The 16,579-nt window shown below is 68.5% G+C and carries 17 protein-coding genes; 1 reads left to right on the forward strand and 16 read right to left on the reverse strand.

Annotated features, from left to right (window positions below; translation table 11 throughout):
- Window positions 1-15: 15 nt before the first annotated feature.
- From NQ038_RS10150 to NQ038_RS10165, 4 genes are read right to left on the reverse strand one after another with little or no spacing between them, the layout of a single operon-like run.
- Window positions 16-1,797: a type IV secretory system conjugative DNA transfer family protein gene (locus tag NQ038_RS10150; RefSeq protein WP_257057534.1), complete on the reverse strand. Its 1,782-nt coding sequence runs from the start codon at window positions 1,795-1,797 to the stop codon at window positions 16-18.
- Window positions 1,794-2,339: a hypothetical protein gene (locus NQ038_RS10155; RefSeq protein ID WP_257057533.1), complete on the reverse strand. Its 546-nt coding sequence runs from the start codon at window positions 2,337-2,339 to the stop codon at window positions 1,794-1,796. Before NQ038_RS10155 ends, NQ038_RS10150 begins: the two co-directional genes overlap by 4 nt.
- A 15-nt stretch (window positions 2,340-2,354) precedes the next feature.
- A complete protein-coding gene (locus NQ038_RS10160) occupies window positions 2,355-3,839 on the reverse strand; it encodes an ATP-binding protein (protein ID WP_257057532.1) in 1,485 nt (494 codons plus the stop codon).
- The gene (locus NQ038_RS10165; RefSeq protein WP_257057531.1) at window positions 3,836-4,615 is read right to left on the reverse strand and encodes a hypothetical protein; all 780 of its coding nucleotides are present in this window, start codon (window positions 4,613-4,615) and stop codon (window positions 3,836-3,838) included. Before NQ038_RS10165 ends, NQ038_RS10160 begins: the two co-directional genes overlap by 4 nt.
- 83 nt (window positions 4,616-4,698) lie before the next feature.
- Here NQ038_RS10165 and NQ038_RS10170 point away from each other — a divergent pair, with 83 nt between their 5' ends.
- The gene (locus NQ038_RS10170; protein ID WP_119664842.1) at window positions 4,699-5,223 is read left to right on the forward strand and encodes a phosphoribosylamine--glycine ligase; all 525 of its coding nucleotides are present in this window, start codon (window positions 4,699-4,701) and stop codon (window positions 5,221-5,223) included.
- Window positions 5,224-5,237: 14 nt separating this feature from the next.
- Here NQ038_RS10170 and NQ038_RS10175 read toward each other — a convergent pair whose 3' ends face one another.
- The 12 genes from NQ038_RS10175 to NQ038_RS10230 form a co-directional block, all read right to left on the reverse strand.
- Window positions 5,238-6,698: an SCO6880 family protein gene (locus tag NQ038_RS10175; protein ID WP_257057503.1), complete on the reverse strand. Its 1,461-nt coding sequence runs from the start codon at window positions 6,696-6,698 to the stop codon at window positions 5,238-5,240.
- Window positions 6,699-6,704: 6 nt separating this feature from the next.
- Window positions 6,705-8,105 (reverse strand): conjugal transfer protein TrbL, encoded by a 1,401-nt coding sequence (locus tag NQ038_RS10180; RefSeq protein ID WP_257057501.1) that lies wholly within the window; start codon window positions 8,103-8,105, stop codon window positions 6,705-6,707.
- Window positions 8,106-8,135: 30 nt separating this feature from the next.
- The gene (locus NQ038_RS10185; RefSeq protein ID WP_257057499.1) at window positions 8,136-8,456 is read right to left on the reverse strand and encodes a DUF6112 family protein; all 321 of its coding nucleotides are present in this window, start codon (window positions 8,454-8,456) and stop codon (window positions 8,136-8,138) included.
- A gap of 132 nt (window positions 8,457-8,588) precedes the next feature.
- Complete coding sequence (locus NQ038_RS10190; protein ID WP_257057496.1) at window positions 8,589-8,855, reverse strand: DUF6112 family protein; 267 nt, start codon at window positions 8,853-8,855, stop codon at window positions 8,589-8,591.
- Window positions 8,852-10,492 carry a M23 family metallopeptidase gene (locus NQ038_RS10195; protein ID WP_257057493.1) on the reverse strand — a complete coding sequence of 547 codons (1,641 nt, stop codon included), beginning with the start codon at window positions 10,490-10,492 and terminating at the stop codon, window positions 8,852-8,854. Before NQ038_RS10195 ends, NQ038_RS10190 begins: the two co-directional genes overlap by 4 nt.
- A gap of 14 nt (window positions 10,493-10,506) precedes the next feature.
- A complete protein-coding gene (locus NQ038_RS10200; protein WP_257057491.1) occupies window positions 10,507-11,196 on the reverse strand; it encodes a hypothetical protein in 690 nt (229 codons plus the stop codon).
- 32 nt (window positions 11,197-11,228) lie between these two features.
- Window positions 11,229-12,239 carry a ParB N-terminal domain-containing protein gene (locus tag NQ038_RS10205; RefSeq protein ID WP_257057490.1) on the reverse strand — a complete coding sequence of 337 codons (1,011 nt, stop codon included), beginning with the start codon at window positions 12,237-12,239 and terminating at the stop codon, window positions 11,229-11,231.
- 6 nt (window positions 12,240-12,245) lie between these two features.
- On the reverse strand, window positions 12,246-13,106 hold the full coding sequence (locus NQ038_RS10210; protein WP_257057489.1) for a hypothetical protein: 861 nt from the start codon (window positions 13,104-13,106) through the stop codon (window positions 12,246-12,248).
- A 97-nt stretch (window positions 13,107-13,203) separates the two neighbouring features.
- A complete protein-coding gene (locus tag NQ038_RS10215; RefSeq protein WP_257057488.1) occupies window positions 13,204-13,578 on the reverse strand; it encodes a hypothetical protein in 375 nt (124 codons plus the stop codon).
- Complete coding sequence (locus tag NQ038_RS10220; protein ID WP_257057486.1) at window positions 13,575-14,378, reverse strand: DUF2637 domain-containing protein; 804 nt, start codon at window positions 14,376-14,378, stop codon at window positions 13,575-13,577. Before NQ038_RS10220 ends, NQ038_RS10215 begins: the two co-directional genes overlap by 4 nt.
- A complete protein-coding gene (locus tag NQ038_RS10225; RefSeq protein WP_257057484.1) occupies window positions 14,375-15,307 on the reverse strand; it encodes a bifunctional DNA primase/polymerase in 933 nt (310 codons plus the stop codon). The genes NQ038_RS10220 and NQ038_RS10225 overlap by 4 nt, the downstream gene beginning before the upstream one ends.
- Entirely contained in the window at window positions 15,307-16,386 is a 1,080-nt protein-coding gene (locus NQ038_RS10230; RefSeq protein WP_257057482.1) for an ArdC-like ssDNA-binding domain-containing protein, read from the reverse strand. The genes NQ038_RS10225 and NQ038_RS10230 overlap by 1 nt, the downstream gene beginning before the upstream one ends.
- Window positions 16,387-16,579: the final 193 nt, after the last annotated feature.

Here is a 16,579-nt window from a genome sequence, read left to right on the forward strand (position 1 = left end):
TACTCGGAGGCTCGGCTACTCGGCGCTGGGCGGCCGTTGCAGGAGGGCTTCGATGCTCGCGCGGTCACGCGTGAGCCCGGTGGCGTCGCTACGCTTCGGCCAGGGATGCAGGTCGGTGATGATCGGCGGAGTGGAGCGCAGGAGGATGACGCCGGTGCCGAATGGGAGGGTGCGGATGCGGTCGGGTGGCAGGATCGGCACCCGGCGCACGGAGCGCTGGTTGGAGCGGGTGCCGTGATCACCGAGAGTGATGGAATCGGTGTACTCGTCGCGCTCGCCGATGAGGGTGGCGAGGTCTTGAAGGTCGCGACTGTTGGAGGCGCCGCCGAGGATGATCTTGACGATGCTGGCGTCCCAGATGGCCCCGGCCTGGTTCTCGCTCCACTTGTCCCTGGCCTGGGCCAGGGATTGGAGAACGGGCATGGTCGTGATCCCGGTGCCTCCACCTTCAGCCATCAGAGTCGGCAGCGATGGGAGCGGCGCCAAGTTGCCGATCTCGTCCAGGGCGAGCAGGAGTGGCGGGTCGAGCCGTGCGCCCGGGCTGCGGGCGGCCATACGCCGGGCGGTTTCGACGAGGTCTTCAACGAACGCGGCGACGAGCGCGGCACTGTTGCCTGCCCCGGCCCCGGTGGCGAGCAGGTAGAGGGTGCCTTTGTCGCGGATGAAGGCTTCGGGATCGAACTGCTCACCAGACCCGGGACTGACGGCGTCCAGGACACGTGGGTCGGCCAGGGCGGCCAGCGCCAGGGAGACGCCTTGCCAGATGGAATCGCGGGTGCGCGGGTCGGCGTCAATCATGGCTTCCAGGGATTCGGCCCAGCCTGTCGCAGCATGGGGCGAACCGGTGAGGATGGCGACGGCATCGGCTGCGGCGGAGGGATCGAGGGTCCAGCGGAACAGTTCGGCGGGTGTGCGGTGATCCAATGCGGCCGCATGCAGGAGGGCTTGGAGGGCGACTCGGGTCTTGCCTTCCCAGAATCCGCCTCCGTCGACCCCGCCGTCGGCGAGGCCTGTGGCGGCGGCGAGCCCGGTGGCGCGGATCATGGCGGTGAGCGGGTCGTCGCAGCCGCGGATGGGTGACCAGCGAAGACCTGCGGGAACACCCTCGGCCAAGTGCTGGGGGTCGAAGACGGCGACGGGCCCGATCCTCTGCCGGGCGCGGAGCGTGGCGGTGAGGTTGTCGGGCCGGGTACTGGTGGTGACCACGGCACCGGGTGCGTCGAGGATCGCGGGGATGACGATGTGCAGTCCCTTGCCGGAGCGGGGCGGGCCGATGAGGAGGATGGAGTCCTCAACGCTGGCCCACACCTGTTTGCCCTTCGACTGACCAAGCAGGAACCCCACATCATGAGGCTCGGGACTGTTGAGGGACGGGCGGAGTGTCCCGGCTCGGTGGACCAGTGCCTTCGCGGAGGCAGCTGTGGTGACTTCGTGGCCGGTGGCAGTCCCCGCCAACCGGTGTGGGTCCACATCGACCGCGCGGGAGTGACGTCGCCACCTGATCCACACCCAGGCTCCTGCGGCTCCGAGGAGGCCGAGTATGAGCGTCAGGGTAATCCAGTAGGCGATGGGGTTGAGTCCGTCGGCGTGGAGCGCGCCCGCGGGATCGCCGGGATTGAACAGGACAGCCAGGCCACCGGCGATTCCCGTCTGTGGCTGCTCGGCGCCGGTCACGAACGCAGCGACGGACCCTGCGCCGCGGATGGCGAGGATGAGGCCGAAGAGGGCGGCGAGCCCGACCATGAGGATGTTCGTCAGCTCGTCACCCATCGAGCCGGACTGACGCTGCGTGCTCATGGCACCCGCCGGGTCACGACCCGTGCCGAGGTGGTGCCAACCAGCACAATGTCGGCGCCTCCCGTGGGCAGTTCTCCAAGATTCAGGGTCACGCGGACGGTCCCGGCCGCGGTCGCTTCTGCGGTGCTCCGAACGAGGGCCACGGCGACGTCTTCGCCTGGCTGGAACCCGGCCCCGGTCACCTCGATGGTTTCTGGTGCGTGGCGGCGCCGGGCCCGACGCGGCGTGGGCGACTCATCGGTCGGCTCAGAGCGTGGGGTGCGGGCGGAACGGATGATGTCGGTGAAGGTGCTGCCGTCGGACTCTTGGATCTCGACTCGGATGGTTCGCGTGCGGTCCGCGGTGAGGACGTCGAGAAGCTCCCCGAACCGGCCTTTCGTCCACGGCTCGGCCGGCGAGAGCGGCGGATACTCGGCGCCATCCAAACTGACGGTAAGGACCCCGTAGGTGTCGACCGTGATGATGGCCAGCGGCAGGCTGACCGGCGTCTCGTCGGGGTAGGCGGAGTGGCTGTGATGAATACTCATGCCGATCAGGTGCACCGGGCGTCCCTGAGGTCAGCTGGTCATGCGGGTCGTGGTGTCGAAGAGCGCGAGTTCGTGGGGGTGGAGTTGGTGCTGGCAGACGAAGGAGCGGTCTTTGATGCGCCAGAGGCCTTGCCCGACGCCCAGCCCTGGCAGGAGCTTCTGCTCCGTGCCGGTCAGGCCGAGGGTGCGGGCGGTGGTGCCGAGCTGGTCGGATTCTTGCCGGTAGATGATCCGGGTCTCCGCATTGGCCAGGAGGCTGTTGGCGAGGGATCGCATGGCGGAGCCTTGGTCGCCGACGTTTTCCAGGTCGGTGAGTTTGTGGAAGATCAGCATGTTGGCGATGCCGTAGTGGCGGGCGAGCCGCCAGTGGGCATCCATCCGTTTCAAGAGGGCGGGGTGGGACATGAGGCGCCATGCCTCGTCGTAGATGCACCACCGTTGCCCACCGGCCGGGTCCAGGAGGGCGGACTCCATCCATGCGCTGGAACAGGTCATCAGCACTGAGATCAACGTGGAGTTCTCGGCGACCCGGGACAGGTCGAGGGAGATCATCGGTAGCGTGGGGTCGAAGGTGACGGTTGAGGGGCCGTCGAAGAGCCCGGCCAGGTCGCCTGCGACCAGGCGGCGCAGGGCATGGCCCACCAGGCGCCCGTCCTCGGCAAGTCGCCCGTCCGGGTCTGCTGACGTGCTGGGTTTGAGGATGTGGTCGACGACCATGGGCAGGATCGGCACATCATTGCCGCGCACCGTCTGGGTCAGGGCGGTGTCGATGGCGGTGTGCTCCAACGGCGACAGGGGCCTGGTGAGCACGGTTTCCGCGAGGGCCCCGATGAGGTCGCGGCGGCGGGAGGCGATGGTGGACGCCCACTCGGCATCGTCCATCCCGGAGGGCCGGTATCCCTCATCCAGCGGGTTGAGCCGAGTCGACAGGCCGTGGCCGAGGACGATCGACCGGCCGCCAACTGCTTCGGCGACGGCGGTATGTTCACCTTTCGGGTCTCCGGGCACATACACTCGCCGTCCGAACGGGAGTGAGCGGGTGTAGAGGCTCTTGGCCAGTGAGGATTTCCCGGAGCCGACGATGCCTGCGAGGACGAGGTTGGGTGCGGTGATGACGCCGCGGGCGTAGAGCACCCACGGGTCGTAGACGAAGCTGCCGCCCGAGTAGAGGTCCTGCCCGACGAAGACCCCATCAGAACCGAGTCCGCCCTCTGCGAGGAAGGGGTAGGCCCCGGCCAGGGTGGCGGAGGTGTCCTGATGGCGCTGGAGCCGAAACCGTCCGGGTGAACGAAGCTGAGCAGGCCCGGGTCCTCCGGCGGCGGGCAGGTACGTGGTCGCTTTCCGCTCGGCGCGCTCTGCGTCGGCTTTCGTGCGTGCCGCTTCGCGTTCGGTGGCTCGCTGTTCGGCCTGGAGCCGGGCTGCGGCCTTGCGGCGCTGCTTGCGCAGATGCCGTCGTTCCTTCGCGGGTGCGACGAGGACGGCGGTGTGCAGGGTCTCAGGTTCCCGGGCGGTCACAGTCCCAGCCCCCGCGACTGCTTGACCGCGGTGACGCCCGGGTGCTCGAACCACGACTCGTCGTGCACCGCCCTCATCGCTTCAGCATGAGCCATGGCCGGACGGGTGGGTTCGTCGTCGAGAACGTCGCCCGGTTCGATGGTGTGGAGGCGGTAGAGGCCGACGTGGCCGAAGGAGTGGTTGTAGGTCATCTGGTAGTCCCCGTCTCGGACTTCCCGATCCAGCATGTCTGCGGGTGGGAGGTCGTAGACATGGCCGTTCTCCATTGCCGCGTCGGTCGTCTCGTCCCCGTAGTCCCAGTTCTTCAAGTGCTCCATGGCGGTGTCGGGGCCGTCGCGGTCGATCATGTTGAGCACCTCATCGGCCTCCGGCCCTTGGAGGAACACCACGGAGATCCAGCGACGCACCGGCACTTGTTTGGTAGCGGGTTCGCTGTGCCAGGCGATCCGCCCGGCTGCCGACATCGCGACGTTGAGCCGATCCTCTGCTTGGTCGATCAAAGTCGCGGTCTGGTGGAGTTCGTCCGCGGCGGCCAGAGCGTCGGCAGAGCCGGATGCGTGGTCGCCGTAGTCGTCGAACGCCAGCTCGCGGCTGCTGGCGTGAGCCGATGCGAGTTGGTCGAGGACCTGCCGCAGCGACCTCACTCCCGACAGCAGGTCACCGAGCACCGAGTACATGTCCTGCTGGTGGTCGATGGTGCGGGTGGCGTGCGCCAGTCCCCGTAGCGCCTCGGATGCTTCCCCGGCGTCCGCGCCGGGATCGTAGAACGTGGGCATGACAGCCTCCCTCATGGTCGTGTGGGAGACAGGTGCGCCGGACGTTCCGGCGGAATGTCGGTGCCCGTCCGTACGCTTGAGGCATGGACTCGGACTTCATTGCGCTCGTCATTGCGAGCATCTCGCTTCTCGTCGCAGGGCTCTCGCTTGGTTGGCAGATTGCGCAGTGGCTCCTATCCGCTGGACGGCCGAAAGCAAAACTGCTTCACGGAGTACAAGGGCGTGGTGGCCTCGCTACCGGTCCCGTTGAGAAATCCGGAGAACCTCGCAATTTTGAGAGCCTCCGGGAACAGGGATTCAATGGCCCTGAGATCATCGGAGTACAAGTCACCAACCATGGTCGCGCACCAGTCACGGTGGATCGGATTGCGCTCTGCACGAGAGGTGGGAACATGAGTGTCGTTCCGCAGAACGAACTGCTGGGTCCTGCGCTTCCCCATCGACTTGAGGCTGGCACCAACGAGAGCTGGTACATGGAGGCCGACTTCGGCTACCGGCTTGTTGCCGCGTCGAGGGCTGCGCTTCACGAGCAGATCCGCGGTGTCTACATGTCGGCAGCGCTCGGCAGTGGGAAATCAATCAGTACTCCAACAACGTTGCGGATGTAGAGCTAGGCCTGGCCCTACACGAGCCGACACAACGGCAATGCCGCCGCAGTGAAAGCCTGGGCTTGCTGGCCGACGAGGAGCCGGGTTTCGCAGGAGGCTTGGATGGCGGCTTGTTCGATGGCGGCGACGGCGGCGTCGAGGTCGTCGCTGGTGGTGGCTGAGACGCTGATGAGGCCGGTGTAGCGCAGGACGCCGTGGCCTGCGGTGAGGTCGGCTTCTTGTTTGAGGACGTCGTGGTATTCGGCGGTCTGGCTCGCGTCTTCGATCTGCCCGATCCTCTGGCGTTGCGCGGCGTCGGAGATGTATTCGGTCTTCTTCTTGCGAATGTCGCGGGCGGCCTGGTCCGATCGCATCGGGGTGCACAGCAATGAGAAGGATCGTTGGATGCCGGTGGACAGCAGGATGGGTGCGAGGAATCCTGGGTAGACCATGGAGCGGGGCCACTCACTGATCCAGAGGACGGCGTGGTGGGCGGAGTCGGTGCGGAGCCGGTTCCAGGATTCGTTGACTGCGACGGGTCCTGCGGTGGCGAGGTTCTGGCCGAGTTCCCCGTGGCGTTCCAGGGTGGCTGCAACGGCGGGGTCGTAGGCGGAGCGCAGGATGACGGCGATCTGCCCGCAGGTCAGCCACGTCGACGGCGCCAGGTCGGCGGAGCGCAGCGCCGCTGTGAGGATGTTCATTTCTTGGCGGAGGACGGCGGCACCGCCGCGGATGCCGCCGCCTGCGGTGCGGATCTGCCGGGCGGCAGCCTTCATATCCAGGGACAGGGACAAGGTGGTCGCGTGGCGTTCGCCTGCGGGCCCGGCCCTGTCGATCAGCTCACTGTAGGTGGTGGAGGCCCACGATGAGTCGTGGGTGCCGTGGGTGGACCACCATTCGGCGAGGCCCGTGCCTGAATCGGGCAGGGTGCGTTCGAGGACTTGGAGCATGGCTACTCGCCCGGAGCGGCATACGGTGGCCAGGACCCGGCTCCAGGAGGTGACGCGTCGTTCTTGTTCGCCGGGGTCCAGGAGGACGAATGCCGGGTGGGTGACGGAGATGACGGCGGTGAGTGTGGCAGCTGTCGGGTCGTGGATCATACCGGCCCCGGTGATGGGGTCGCGGTATTCGCGCAGCCGCGCGGTGTCCCCAGGTAGGGCGAGGGTGCCCGCGGGGCGCGGTGTGACGATGCGGCGGCGGTAGAGCAGCTGGCCGCCGGTGGTTTTCCACGTCCACCAGAAGCCGACGGGGACCCATTCGACGATGGGCCGTCCTGCGAGGGGTATCCAGGTGAAGGCTGCGGACAGGAGCCAGATGGGTGCGGTCAGCGCGATGAGGATGCCGCCGCCTGCGTAGAACGCCCACACCAAGGAGACCACCCCGACACCCAGCGTCACGAGCTGTGAGGCGGACAGGCCAAGGAGGATGCCGCGGCGGGCCAGCCGGGAGAACTTCACCGGCACCAGCTCCGTGCCGGGAGCATTACTTGACGTCATGACGGGTCACTCCTTGGGTGGCTGGGGTGCTGGCGGATCGGAGGGCGGCTTCGGCTCAGCTGGTGGCGGACTTGGTGGCGGTGCGGGATCGCTGGACGGCGGGTTCGGCTGCGGCGCCGACGGCGGCGGCGCGCCTGGGTTGCCATGTTCGGGTGGCGTGGGGCTGCCCGTTTGGTCGGCGGCGTCAGCGGCGGACTCGGCCTGACCTGCGACCTCGTGACCGAGTTTGGGCCCGGCTTCGGCTGCGTCTTTGACGACCTCGGCGGCGACAATAACTGCGGCGGCGGGTCCTGCCGCGGCCGCGGCGCCACCTCCGGCCCCGGCGGTCTCGGTGGTGGCCGCGGTCGACCCTGTTGCGGGCGCCGAGGTCGTGGGCGGGGGACCACCGGTGTGCGACGGAGAACCACTGCCACCCGAGCCTTCGCCGTCGCCGTCGCCGCCGTCGAGGATCTTCTTCACTCCGTCAGATTGCGGTTTGGAGGGGACGGGGATGGGCTGGTTGAGGGCGTTCTTGGCTTCCTGCTCGGTGCCCATCGCGTGGTAGAGGTCGAAGCCGAGGAAGGAGATGAACCGGTAGACCATGTAGGGGGCGAACGCGGCGATGAACAGCAGCACGATCCCCGAGATCGGTTCGGTCACCGCCGACAGGTCCGCCTCGATCGGAGTGGCGACCTGGGTGATGGCGATGAGGAACACGACGACGAGGACGAGCTTGGAGACGATCAACGCCACCACGAACGCCGCCCATTTGCCGATCCAGGAGCGGGTGACATCCCAGGCGGCTCCGGCGAACGCGACGGGTGCCAGGACGATCGCCACCAGCAGGAGGGCCTTGCGGATCAGGAGGCTGAACCAGACGATGGCGACGGCGCAGATCATGAGCCCGGCGAGGAAGATCGTCACGATCGCGCCCACCCCGGGGGCGGCAATGTTGATCCCGGTGAGGCCCGCGGTGAGCAGGGCGATCTTGTCCCCCATGGTCCCGGTGGTCTCTCCGCCGGCTTGGACGATGCCGATGCACAGTTGGTCGACGATCTCCAGGGCGGTTGCGGTCAGCGTGATGACGAGGAAGGAGCCGAGGATGGCTTTGCCCGCGCCGAGGGCTGCCCGGGCGAGGGCGGAGGGTTCTCGGCGGATGAGGCCGAGGATGAGTTGGAAGCAGAAGAACAGCAGGACGATGAGTACGCCGATGCCGAAGAGCAGGTTGTACACGTCCAGGTAGCCCTTGGCGGTGACGTCGACGAGGGTGGTGGAGTCGAAGACTTTCCACATGGCCTCGATGAGCCACCCGGCGGCTTGCCCCATGGTGGAGGCCAGCCAGTCGAAGGGTGCTGAGACGAGGGTGGCGGCGGCTTCTCCGGCGGCGTCGCACACCGATGAGATGACGGGAACATCGCAGACACCCATCACAAACCTCCCAGGAGTAGGTGGATGGGGCTAGACCTGTTGGCCGACGTTCCAGAAGAAGTTGATGAGCGTGACGGCAGCGCCGCAGATCACCGCCGCACCGCAGGAGACGAGGACGCCGATCTTGCCGCGCCCGGCCAGGTGCGGGTTGGAGGAGTTGGCGCCGAAGCCCCACACGATCGCCGAGATGATGAGCGCGAGGACCGACAGGATGAGCCCGATGGTCATGACGGCGCCGACGATGGTGCGCAGCTGGGAGATGCCGGGCAGGCCGGAATCGTTCGGGCTGATGTTGATGTCCAGCGGCACCAATGCGGGCAGTGCAGCGAAGACAGTTGCGAGGTCGATCATGAGGAACTCCCGGATGGTCGGCCACCCACGCGGGGCGGCAGATGAAATGCGGTCGACCAGCAGGTGCGCCACCGCCCCCGGCAGCAGAAGGCCCGCCCCGGACGTGGTCTGGGGCGGGCGGTGGCGTGGCGGTCAGAGTTGCTGGCCGAGGTGGATGAGCCAGTTGATCCAGGCGACTGCGGCCCCGGCGAGGACTGCTGCGCCCAGGGCGACGAGGACTCCTGCGCGGGCTTTGGCGGCGACGCTGGTGTTGCCGGTTCCTGTCGCGATGGCCCAGATGATGGCGGAGATGATGATCATGAGGACTGCGATGACCAGGACGATGGTGAGGGCGGCGCCGATGACGGTTTTGAGGTCGCCGATGCCGCTCAGGCCGTCGAAGTTGGGGAACACGTTCATGGCAGGGCTCCTTCTTTGACGGTGATGTGGAGGTGGTCGTAGTGGCCGCCGGTGATGTCGGTGGGGTCGTGCATGCCGCCGCCGTTGTAGGGGCGCCAGCCCTCGGCGTCGCGGTCGATGTTCCAGATGGTTCCCTGCCAGATGAGGTATTGGACGCCGAGCGTCTTGGCATGGTCTTTGACCCAGTTGGTGACCTCCCACCCAGCCGCGAGCTGCGCCGGGGTGGGGCGCTTCCCGATGGGGTTGCCGAAGGTGATGTCGCAGGCCCGACCGAGGGGGTGCTCGGACTTGGTGCCGGTGCGCGGTGAGTAGCAGGACCACGAGGTGTCGGGGAAGGCCTGCTTCGTCTGGGCCATGACGTAGGCCATGCGCGCGGTGATCTGCCCTCCGATGGTCGGATCGTCCACGAGTGTGTCGGGGTTGCCTCCAGGGAAGGCGGCGGGGTCGCCCGCCGTGGTGGAGGTCGAGCAGCCGCGGCTGTCGGTGCCGCCGGTGGCTTCGGGCAGGTCCGCAGTGTGGTGCTGGTTCAGCCAGGGCGCGGGGTCGATGGCCTCACTATCGGAGCCGCCGGGGCGCACCTCGAAATGCAGGTGCGGCCCGGTGGAGTGCCCGGACGATCCGACGTCGCCGATGTGCTGGCCCGCGGTCACCTTCTGCCCCGGGGTGACGTGGATGCCGGTCTGCCACATGTGGATGTAGGCGGTGGCGAGGGTGGCGCCGTCGATGCGGTGTTCGATGACGATGATCCCTCCGCCCGCCTCGGTGTAGCGGGCGACGGTGACGGTCCCGTCGGCCGCGGCCATGATGGGCGTGCCCTGCGGTGCGGCGAGGTCGATGCCGGAGTGAATGCGGGATTCCCCGTTGATCGGGTCGACCCGCGGGCCGAACTGCGAGGTCTGCACCCAGGTGCCCTCCGGAAGTGGAAAGACGACCCGCGAAGCCTCAGCCGTGACCACCGGTTTCGCGCCAGGTCCGCTGCCGGTGCCGCTGGCGGTGAGGGTGGTGAGGATCTTCTCGGCGACGGGCGCGTAGTTGTCGTACCGGTCGGGGTAGGCGGAGACTTCCACGGCCTGGGCGGCCTCGCCTGTGCCCATCTGCTCCCAGCCGGGGATGTCGAGCAGGCCGCGGGGTGAGGGGTAGTTGGGGCCTGTGGGTCCGCCGAAGAACGCCTTGACCTGGTAGGTGGGGTCCATGAGCTGCTTGACGGTGCCCCAGCCGGATTGGGGACGCATCTGGAACAGGCCGAGACTGTCGTGGTCGGAGCCGTTCCCATCGTTCGGGTAGTCCCCGGAATCGGGGTAGGTTCCGGTGTTGGCGAGCATCCGCAGCGTGGACTCGGTGAGCGCGGCCATGAGCGCGATCGTGAGCCCATCCCGCGTGACGCCGTCGATTGCGGAGCCTTCAGTGATGATGATCGCGGCGTGGGTGAGCTGCTGGTGGTTGAGCGTGAACGTCTCCCCGGCCGCGGTCGTCACCTCCAGCGATTCCGGGACGTTCCCGACACTGACGCCCGGGCTGCCGGTGGTGGTGCAGGCGGCGTTGGCGGCCGGGTTCATGACCAGGGCGACGCCGACGAGTCCGAGGGCGGGCCCGAGGAACATGAGGGCGGCGGCGAGAATGGCGAGCTTCTTCAACATGACGTGGCCCCTTTTCAGTTCAGGGGGTTGTCGAGCCCGGACAGGCGCAGCAGGTAGCAGTCCTTACCGGGAGGGCAGGCGATGAACACGGTGAACGCGACGTCCCGTTCGGCCGAGGTCGGTTTCCCGTTCCAGGTGCCGTCGCGGTGCCGGGTGCCGTGGATCGTGTAGGCGGTGGCGCCTTCGGGGAGCTGGCCGGGGTGCGCCTGCTGGATGGCCTGCGCCCACGAGTCCGGGACCCGGATCGAGTCGATGGTGAGGGTCTGGGTGGTGGCGTAGGGGCGCAGCGTGGCCCAGGCCTCTCGGGTGGGCAGGTAGGTGGCAATGTCGGCTGCGAGTCCTGCCTGCTCGGTCCCGGTGGGATCGCCGACGTTCAGGAGGGCGGCGGTGTAGTCCAGGGGCATGAGCCCGGTGGTGGTGTCCCACGTGAACAGGGCGTGGGCGACATTGCCCGCGAAGGTCTCCGGGTCCCGGCTGGCGTGCACTGGCGGCACCACCGGCCGTGCGGGGGTCGGTGAGAAGCCAGGCGATGGCACCGGGGAGGCCGGTGCTGCTGGTGTCGGGGCCGTGTTCTCCGTCGGGGTCTGGGTGGGGCCGGTGAGGAGTCCGTAGGCGCCGAACGCCACCAGCACCACGAGTGCTGTGCCGGTGGCGATGAGGGCGATGAGTCGGCGGCGGGCTCGCGCGTCAGCAGGAGTCTTCATGACCGGCAGGTGCGCCGGGCGCCCCCGAGCCGTCAGATGGCCGTGAGCCTGGGCCGCTGTTCGGCATCTGCGGGGCCGGTGAGGGCGGTGCGGATCTGGTCGGCGAAGGCCGTTGCCTGATCGACGAAGGTGAAGAACTCGTCGATTTCGGTGCGGGTGAGCTTGTCGGCAAGGACGGCGACGTCGAAGTGGTCCCACCAGCCGGGAGTGAAGGACTGCCAGGTGTGGACGAAGGTGCGAGGCGGCCACGCCTCCTGATCCTCAACGACGGGTGCCTTCGGCCGCGACGAGGCTGGACGGTGTTTGCCCGCGGCGCGCTGTTCGGCCCGGATCTTGGCGAGTGCTTCTTCGGCCAGGCGCGCGGCGTTCTCTGAGCGGGAGGTGGAGGTGGTGGTGAGGTCGCGGACGCGCTGCCATGCCGGATGCACGGGCGCGCCCTGCTCGATCTTCTCCAGCTCCAGTTCGGCCTGGCGGCGGACATGCTCGGGCTGGTCGGGATCGTTGGCTGCGTCTTGGAGCCAGGTGACCTTGTCCAGCGTGGCGTAGGAGGCGCCGCCGGGGATCAGGTCGGCGGCCTGCTTCCTGCGCTCCCCAGAAGACTGTGACGGTCCCGCAAATCTTGCGGGACCGTCGTCTCCGGGCTGATGCTCACTGGAGAACCGGGTCGCTTCTTGGCGTCGTTCGGCGTCCTCGCGCAGCAGGTCGGTGATCTCCCGGTAGAGGGCGGCCTGCTCCAGTTGGGTGAGCGGCTTGTGGAGCACGTTGTCGTCCTGCTCGGCCAACAGGTGTGCGAGCGGGTCCGAGATGCCTGAGCGCACCCAGACTCGGACGGTCTCCCACCCGAGCTTCCTGATCGCGGCGAGCCTGCGTGCGCCGCAGACGAGGATGCCGTCGGGGGTGATGGTGATCGGCTGGAGCAGCCCGTACCTGTGGATCGAGGCCGCGAGGGCGTCGAGGTCTCCGAGGTCGTGGCGGTGGCGTGCCCCGATCTGGATCGAACTCACGGTCCGTTCCAGTTCGATGTGCCCGTCGGTGGCGGCCATGGCATGTCACCTGGCCCTGCCCGGGGCCGCCAGGGCGATGGAGAGGATGAGGTCCTCGTCGTGGAGGATCGAGCAGACGGGTTCCCCGATGACCAGGCGCATGAGAATCCCGCGCCCGGCGGGCGTGGCCTGCAAGGCGGGGTGCGGGTTCCCGAGCAGGGCGTGGAGCAGGACCGCCCAGGTGTTGCGCGTCAGGTCGAGGAACGCCAGGGCGTACTTGTCGTGGCGCAGCGCCTCGTAGGCCGACATCCGCGAGCGAGTCCTGGACAGGGTGGTGGTCACGTAGTGGATCGCGGTGCGGGCCGTGTCGGGTGGCCAGCCGAACCCGGTGAACAAGGCGACGCACTCATCGACCGCACTCAGGGCCGACAACTCCCGGGCATGCGGCTCCGTGCCGTCACGGGCATCCTCGGTGTCGGTGTCGTCGATGTGGTCGTAGACGTGGAAGGACGGGTGGTAGTCCGACAGTGGGGTCTCCCGGTCGGACATTCTCTCGGGGTCGTGGACATCCTCGTACTTGCGGCGGCGGGCCTGATGGGTCGAGCACAGCAGGCCCTGGCCGCGTTCCTCGGCGACGCAGGTGATCTGGACGGCGCGGGTGACCACGGCCCAGGGGTCTCGCGCTGTGCGGGTGGATTCGTTGCGCATCGCTTCGAAGGCGGCGCTGGCGGCCTCCCATGGGTCGAGGCCGTGTTTGCGGGCCAGCCCCGCGTACTTGTCGGCCGCATACGAGACGAGAGCACCAGCGGTGGGGTCGTGTTCCCAGCTGGCCGGGCCCGCTGCGTGGAGCCGGACGAGGATGTGGCGCAGGCCCTCACTGGTCGTGAAGTCCTCGCCGTGCTCCGGGTGTTTGATCGTGGTGGTCATGGTTGGTGGCACCTCCTTGACCCGTAGGTGCGCACCGGCTCCCACACCGCCAAGCGAGCGGGGCAACGGGCGCCCTTGCGGGTCGGGCCGCTGGGGGTCAGGGGATGCCGACCACATCGCGGGTGGTCGCGCGGTCCGCGTGCCCGCGGCCGAACGCGGAGACCGGCGGGAGCCTGCGGGCCCGCACTGCCAGGGCGCGAGCGCTCGTGGTGGCGGCGTGGCGGGATCGGCGGGCCATGTCGGCCTGGAAGTCGATCCCCGCGCGCGCCATGCGCGAGCCGGTTCGGGCCATCAGGTCGGTGGGACGCACCCACTCCACCCCGCGCCCCACTCGGTGCTCTCGGCTCAGCGCCGGGTCGATGACGGGGTCGGCCCGGCGGGTGGTGTGGCGGGCTTCGATGGCGTCCGGTGCGCCCGTGGCGCCTGCGATGTCCCCGGCCATTGGGTCGGGGGTCTGCTCGTCGGTATTCATGACTTCTCCTCGTGGTTGGTGGCCTGATTACTCAGGCCTTCGGATGTGCTGTTCGTGTCCGTCTCGTCGGCGGACTCGTCATCTACTGGCGCGTCTGCGACGGTGTGGGCGGTGAGCCAGCGGCCGACGGTGGAGGGGTGGACGCCGAGCTGGCGGGCGATCTGCTTGTTCGACCACCCCGCTTCGTGCAGGCCCGCGGCGCGCTCTCGTCGATCCGCTGGGGCCTCCGGGCCGAAGTCGTCGCCGATCGGTGCGGGTTCACGGCCGGGCTCGTCGGAAGCTGGCGCAGGTGACGGCAGAACGTCGGCCGGAAGCATCAGATCCGCCGCCGACGCTTCGTCGATGTCCGGCCTCATCCGGACCACAGCATCGAGAGGCTCCGCTCCGGCGTGAGGTTCGGGTGGTCGGGTGAGGATGACGGTCAGGTGGGTGATGGCCAGGAGCACGACGGGCGGGACAGCGGCAACGGCACCCGCGAGGACGCTGGGGACGTCGGCATCGGCGGCGATGACGGCGTGGATCGCGTTCGCCGTCACCGACACGCTGGCCCCGCCGATGAGTAGCGCCCAGGGATACCAGGAGGTGCGGGTTCCGGCCAGGGCGACGACCGCGACCGTGGCGACGACGATGATGCCGTCCACGATGAGCGGCCACGCCCACGCCTGCCCCGCACCGATCCCTGAGCGCCGCGCCAGGTCGGCGAGCGAGGTGAAGGAGAGCCAGAAGGCGCCCGCGGCGATGAACACGGTTCCCGCGACCGCGGTCATCACCGCCGAGCGGTGCCCTGCGGTGGCGTTCATGACAGGCTCCGAAGAGGAGCACGCAGCGGTGGTGAGCGGTCCAACGAAGGCACTGGCGCTGGTGAGCTGCCCATGGGACTGCTGGTGGGTGCGGTGGTGACGGTGCGGTAGGCCGAGCGCACCGTCACTGTCACTTCGCGCACGGAGAGTCCCGCCTGGCCACCGGCAGTGGTGAGCACGTCGAGAGTTTGCCCCGGTGGGACGTGGTGTTCGGCCATGGTGCAGGCGGCCCAGAACAACCCGTAGTTGCGTTCGCCCTCTTGAAGACGCCCCACCCAGGCGGCGAGACGTTCAACATTCACCCCACGATCCATCGCCTGCGACTGCGAGCCGTGCGCCCGTGGCGGTGGTGGATCGAGGAACCGGTGCAGCCGCCCCGCATCCAGGGGCTGCGTCTGGTCGCGGGTCACCTGCTCCAGCCGATATACGCAGCGCTGGCCGTCGATGACTCGGCTGGAGGGTGGGACGATGATGTATCCGCCGTCCCCGCGGAAGTCGATGCCAGCCCGTGCGACCTGCCACGATCGTTGTTCGGTGCCCGGGGTGGCTGGGTAGTACGCGTGGAGCCCGTTGGTGGGCGTCTGGACGAGGGCTTCCCATCCCGTCAAGAGTCCGGCATGATCGGCGCGGTCCAGGGCGACGTAGCCGTCGGCGGGCCCGTGGACATCTACGTCGACGACAACGACACCCGACGCGGCGCCGGTCGGCATCCCGACGTTCGCCCCGGGAGCTGACGCCCACCAGTGGCGGATCTGAGCGAGGTTCGTGGTGGCGTCGTGGAAGCCATGCCGGGTCAGCGGCTCCTTCCCACTGACGGCGACCGGGAACACGGGGATACCAGCAGATGCCAGCGCCATCGCCGCCTCGGCCAATGAGGCTCCAGGCGGCAGGCGCATCAACGTCTGTGTGAACGCGGACAGGCCGGGCATCACAGGCTCCTGGCTTCAGCGAGTACTGGCTCACGCCGCGCCGGTGCCGCCCGATCCGCAGCAGCGGGCTGTCTCGGGTTGTCGCGGGTGGGGTTGTCGCGTTCGAGTCCGGGCGGGGTGCCGTTGCCGACCTGGGCGGTGTCGAGCTGGTCGAGGATCTTCAACGCGACCGACCGGACCCGCTCGCCGGTGGCTTTGACGACGTCGGCAGGCTCGCGTCCCTCCACTTGGGCGGCCCAGGTGGAGACGTACGGGATCGTGTAGCTCGTCGTGTCCATGCCGTGCGCGGCGCCGATCATGAGGGCGACGGATTCGGCTTCGACCTCGCCGATCCCGCGATGCTGGCGAGCCTCCTGATTGTCCGGCCCATGCATGAGCACGTGCCCCAGCTCGTGGGCCAGAGTCTTGACCTGTGCCGCGGCATCCATGTCGCTGCGGACGGTGACGGTGTGGGCGAGGTAGTCGGTGACCCCGTTCGCCCCATGAATCTGCGACGCCGACGCGGCATCAGCCAGGGTGAACCCGGCGGCCTTCACCTGTGCGGCGAGCCCGTCCCACAAGCATTCTGGGGCTTCGCCTTCCAGCAGGTGCGGGCGGGGCGGTTCGGGGATGTCGTCGCCTGCGGTCTGGGAGGCGTCCCACACGTAGGCCGGGCGCACCCCGACCATCTTCGAGCGCACCGTCTCACCGGGCCGGGGCTTCTCGAGCTTCCCGAGCCTGCGCCACGACTCGGCATCCTGCGGGTTCGCCGAGGCAAACCGGCCCGTGACCGGCGCGATGATCTGATAGCCCGGCTGGCCCTTCTGGACCTGGCGGCCCAACCCCTGCCACTGCTTGTACCCCGCCACATACGACGGCGTCGGGTCGGGCACCAGGCCGCGCTCAAAGGCGGCGGCGTGCTGGGCCCAGATCAGCAGCGTGTTGTTGAAACTGCGCGAGCGGAAGTTCGCGGCGAACGCCAGCGCACGCTTCCAGTCCTCACCGGACACGAGCTGGTCGACGGCCGCGGTGAGTTTGTCGTGCAGCTCGTCGAGGCGGGCCTCACGGGCCTCCTGCTGGACCTCTCCTCGTGGTGTCATCTCACGCTCCTCCCGCCTCACGGCCTGCGCCCCAGGGTGGGGCTGTGGCCATGAGGTGCGCCGAGGAGTCCTGCGAGAAGGTGACGGTCAGTACAGTTGTGAAACGGGTGCCCAGCGGTCGGGGTCGCTGGCGGGGTTGGCCGTCAGGGACCCGGCGTGACACCTGACGCATCCTTCACTCATAGCAACGCGA

Source organism: Brevibacterium sp. 50QC2O2 (assembly GCF_024580675.1).
Classification (GTDB): domain Bacteria; phylum Actinomycetota; class Actinomycetes; order Actinomycetales; family Brevibacteriaceae; genus Brevibacterium; species Brevibacterium moorei.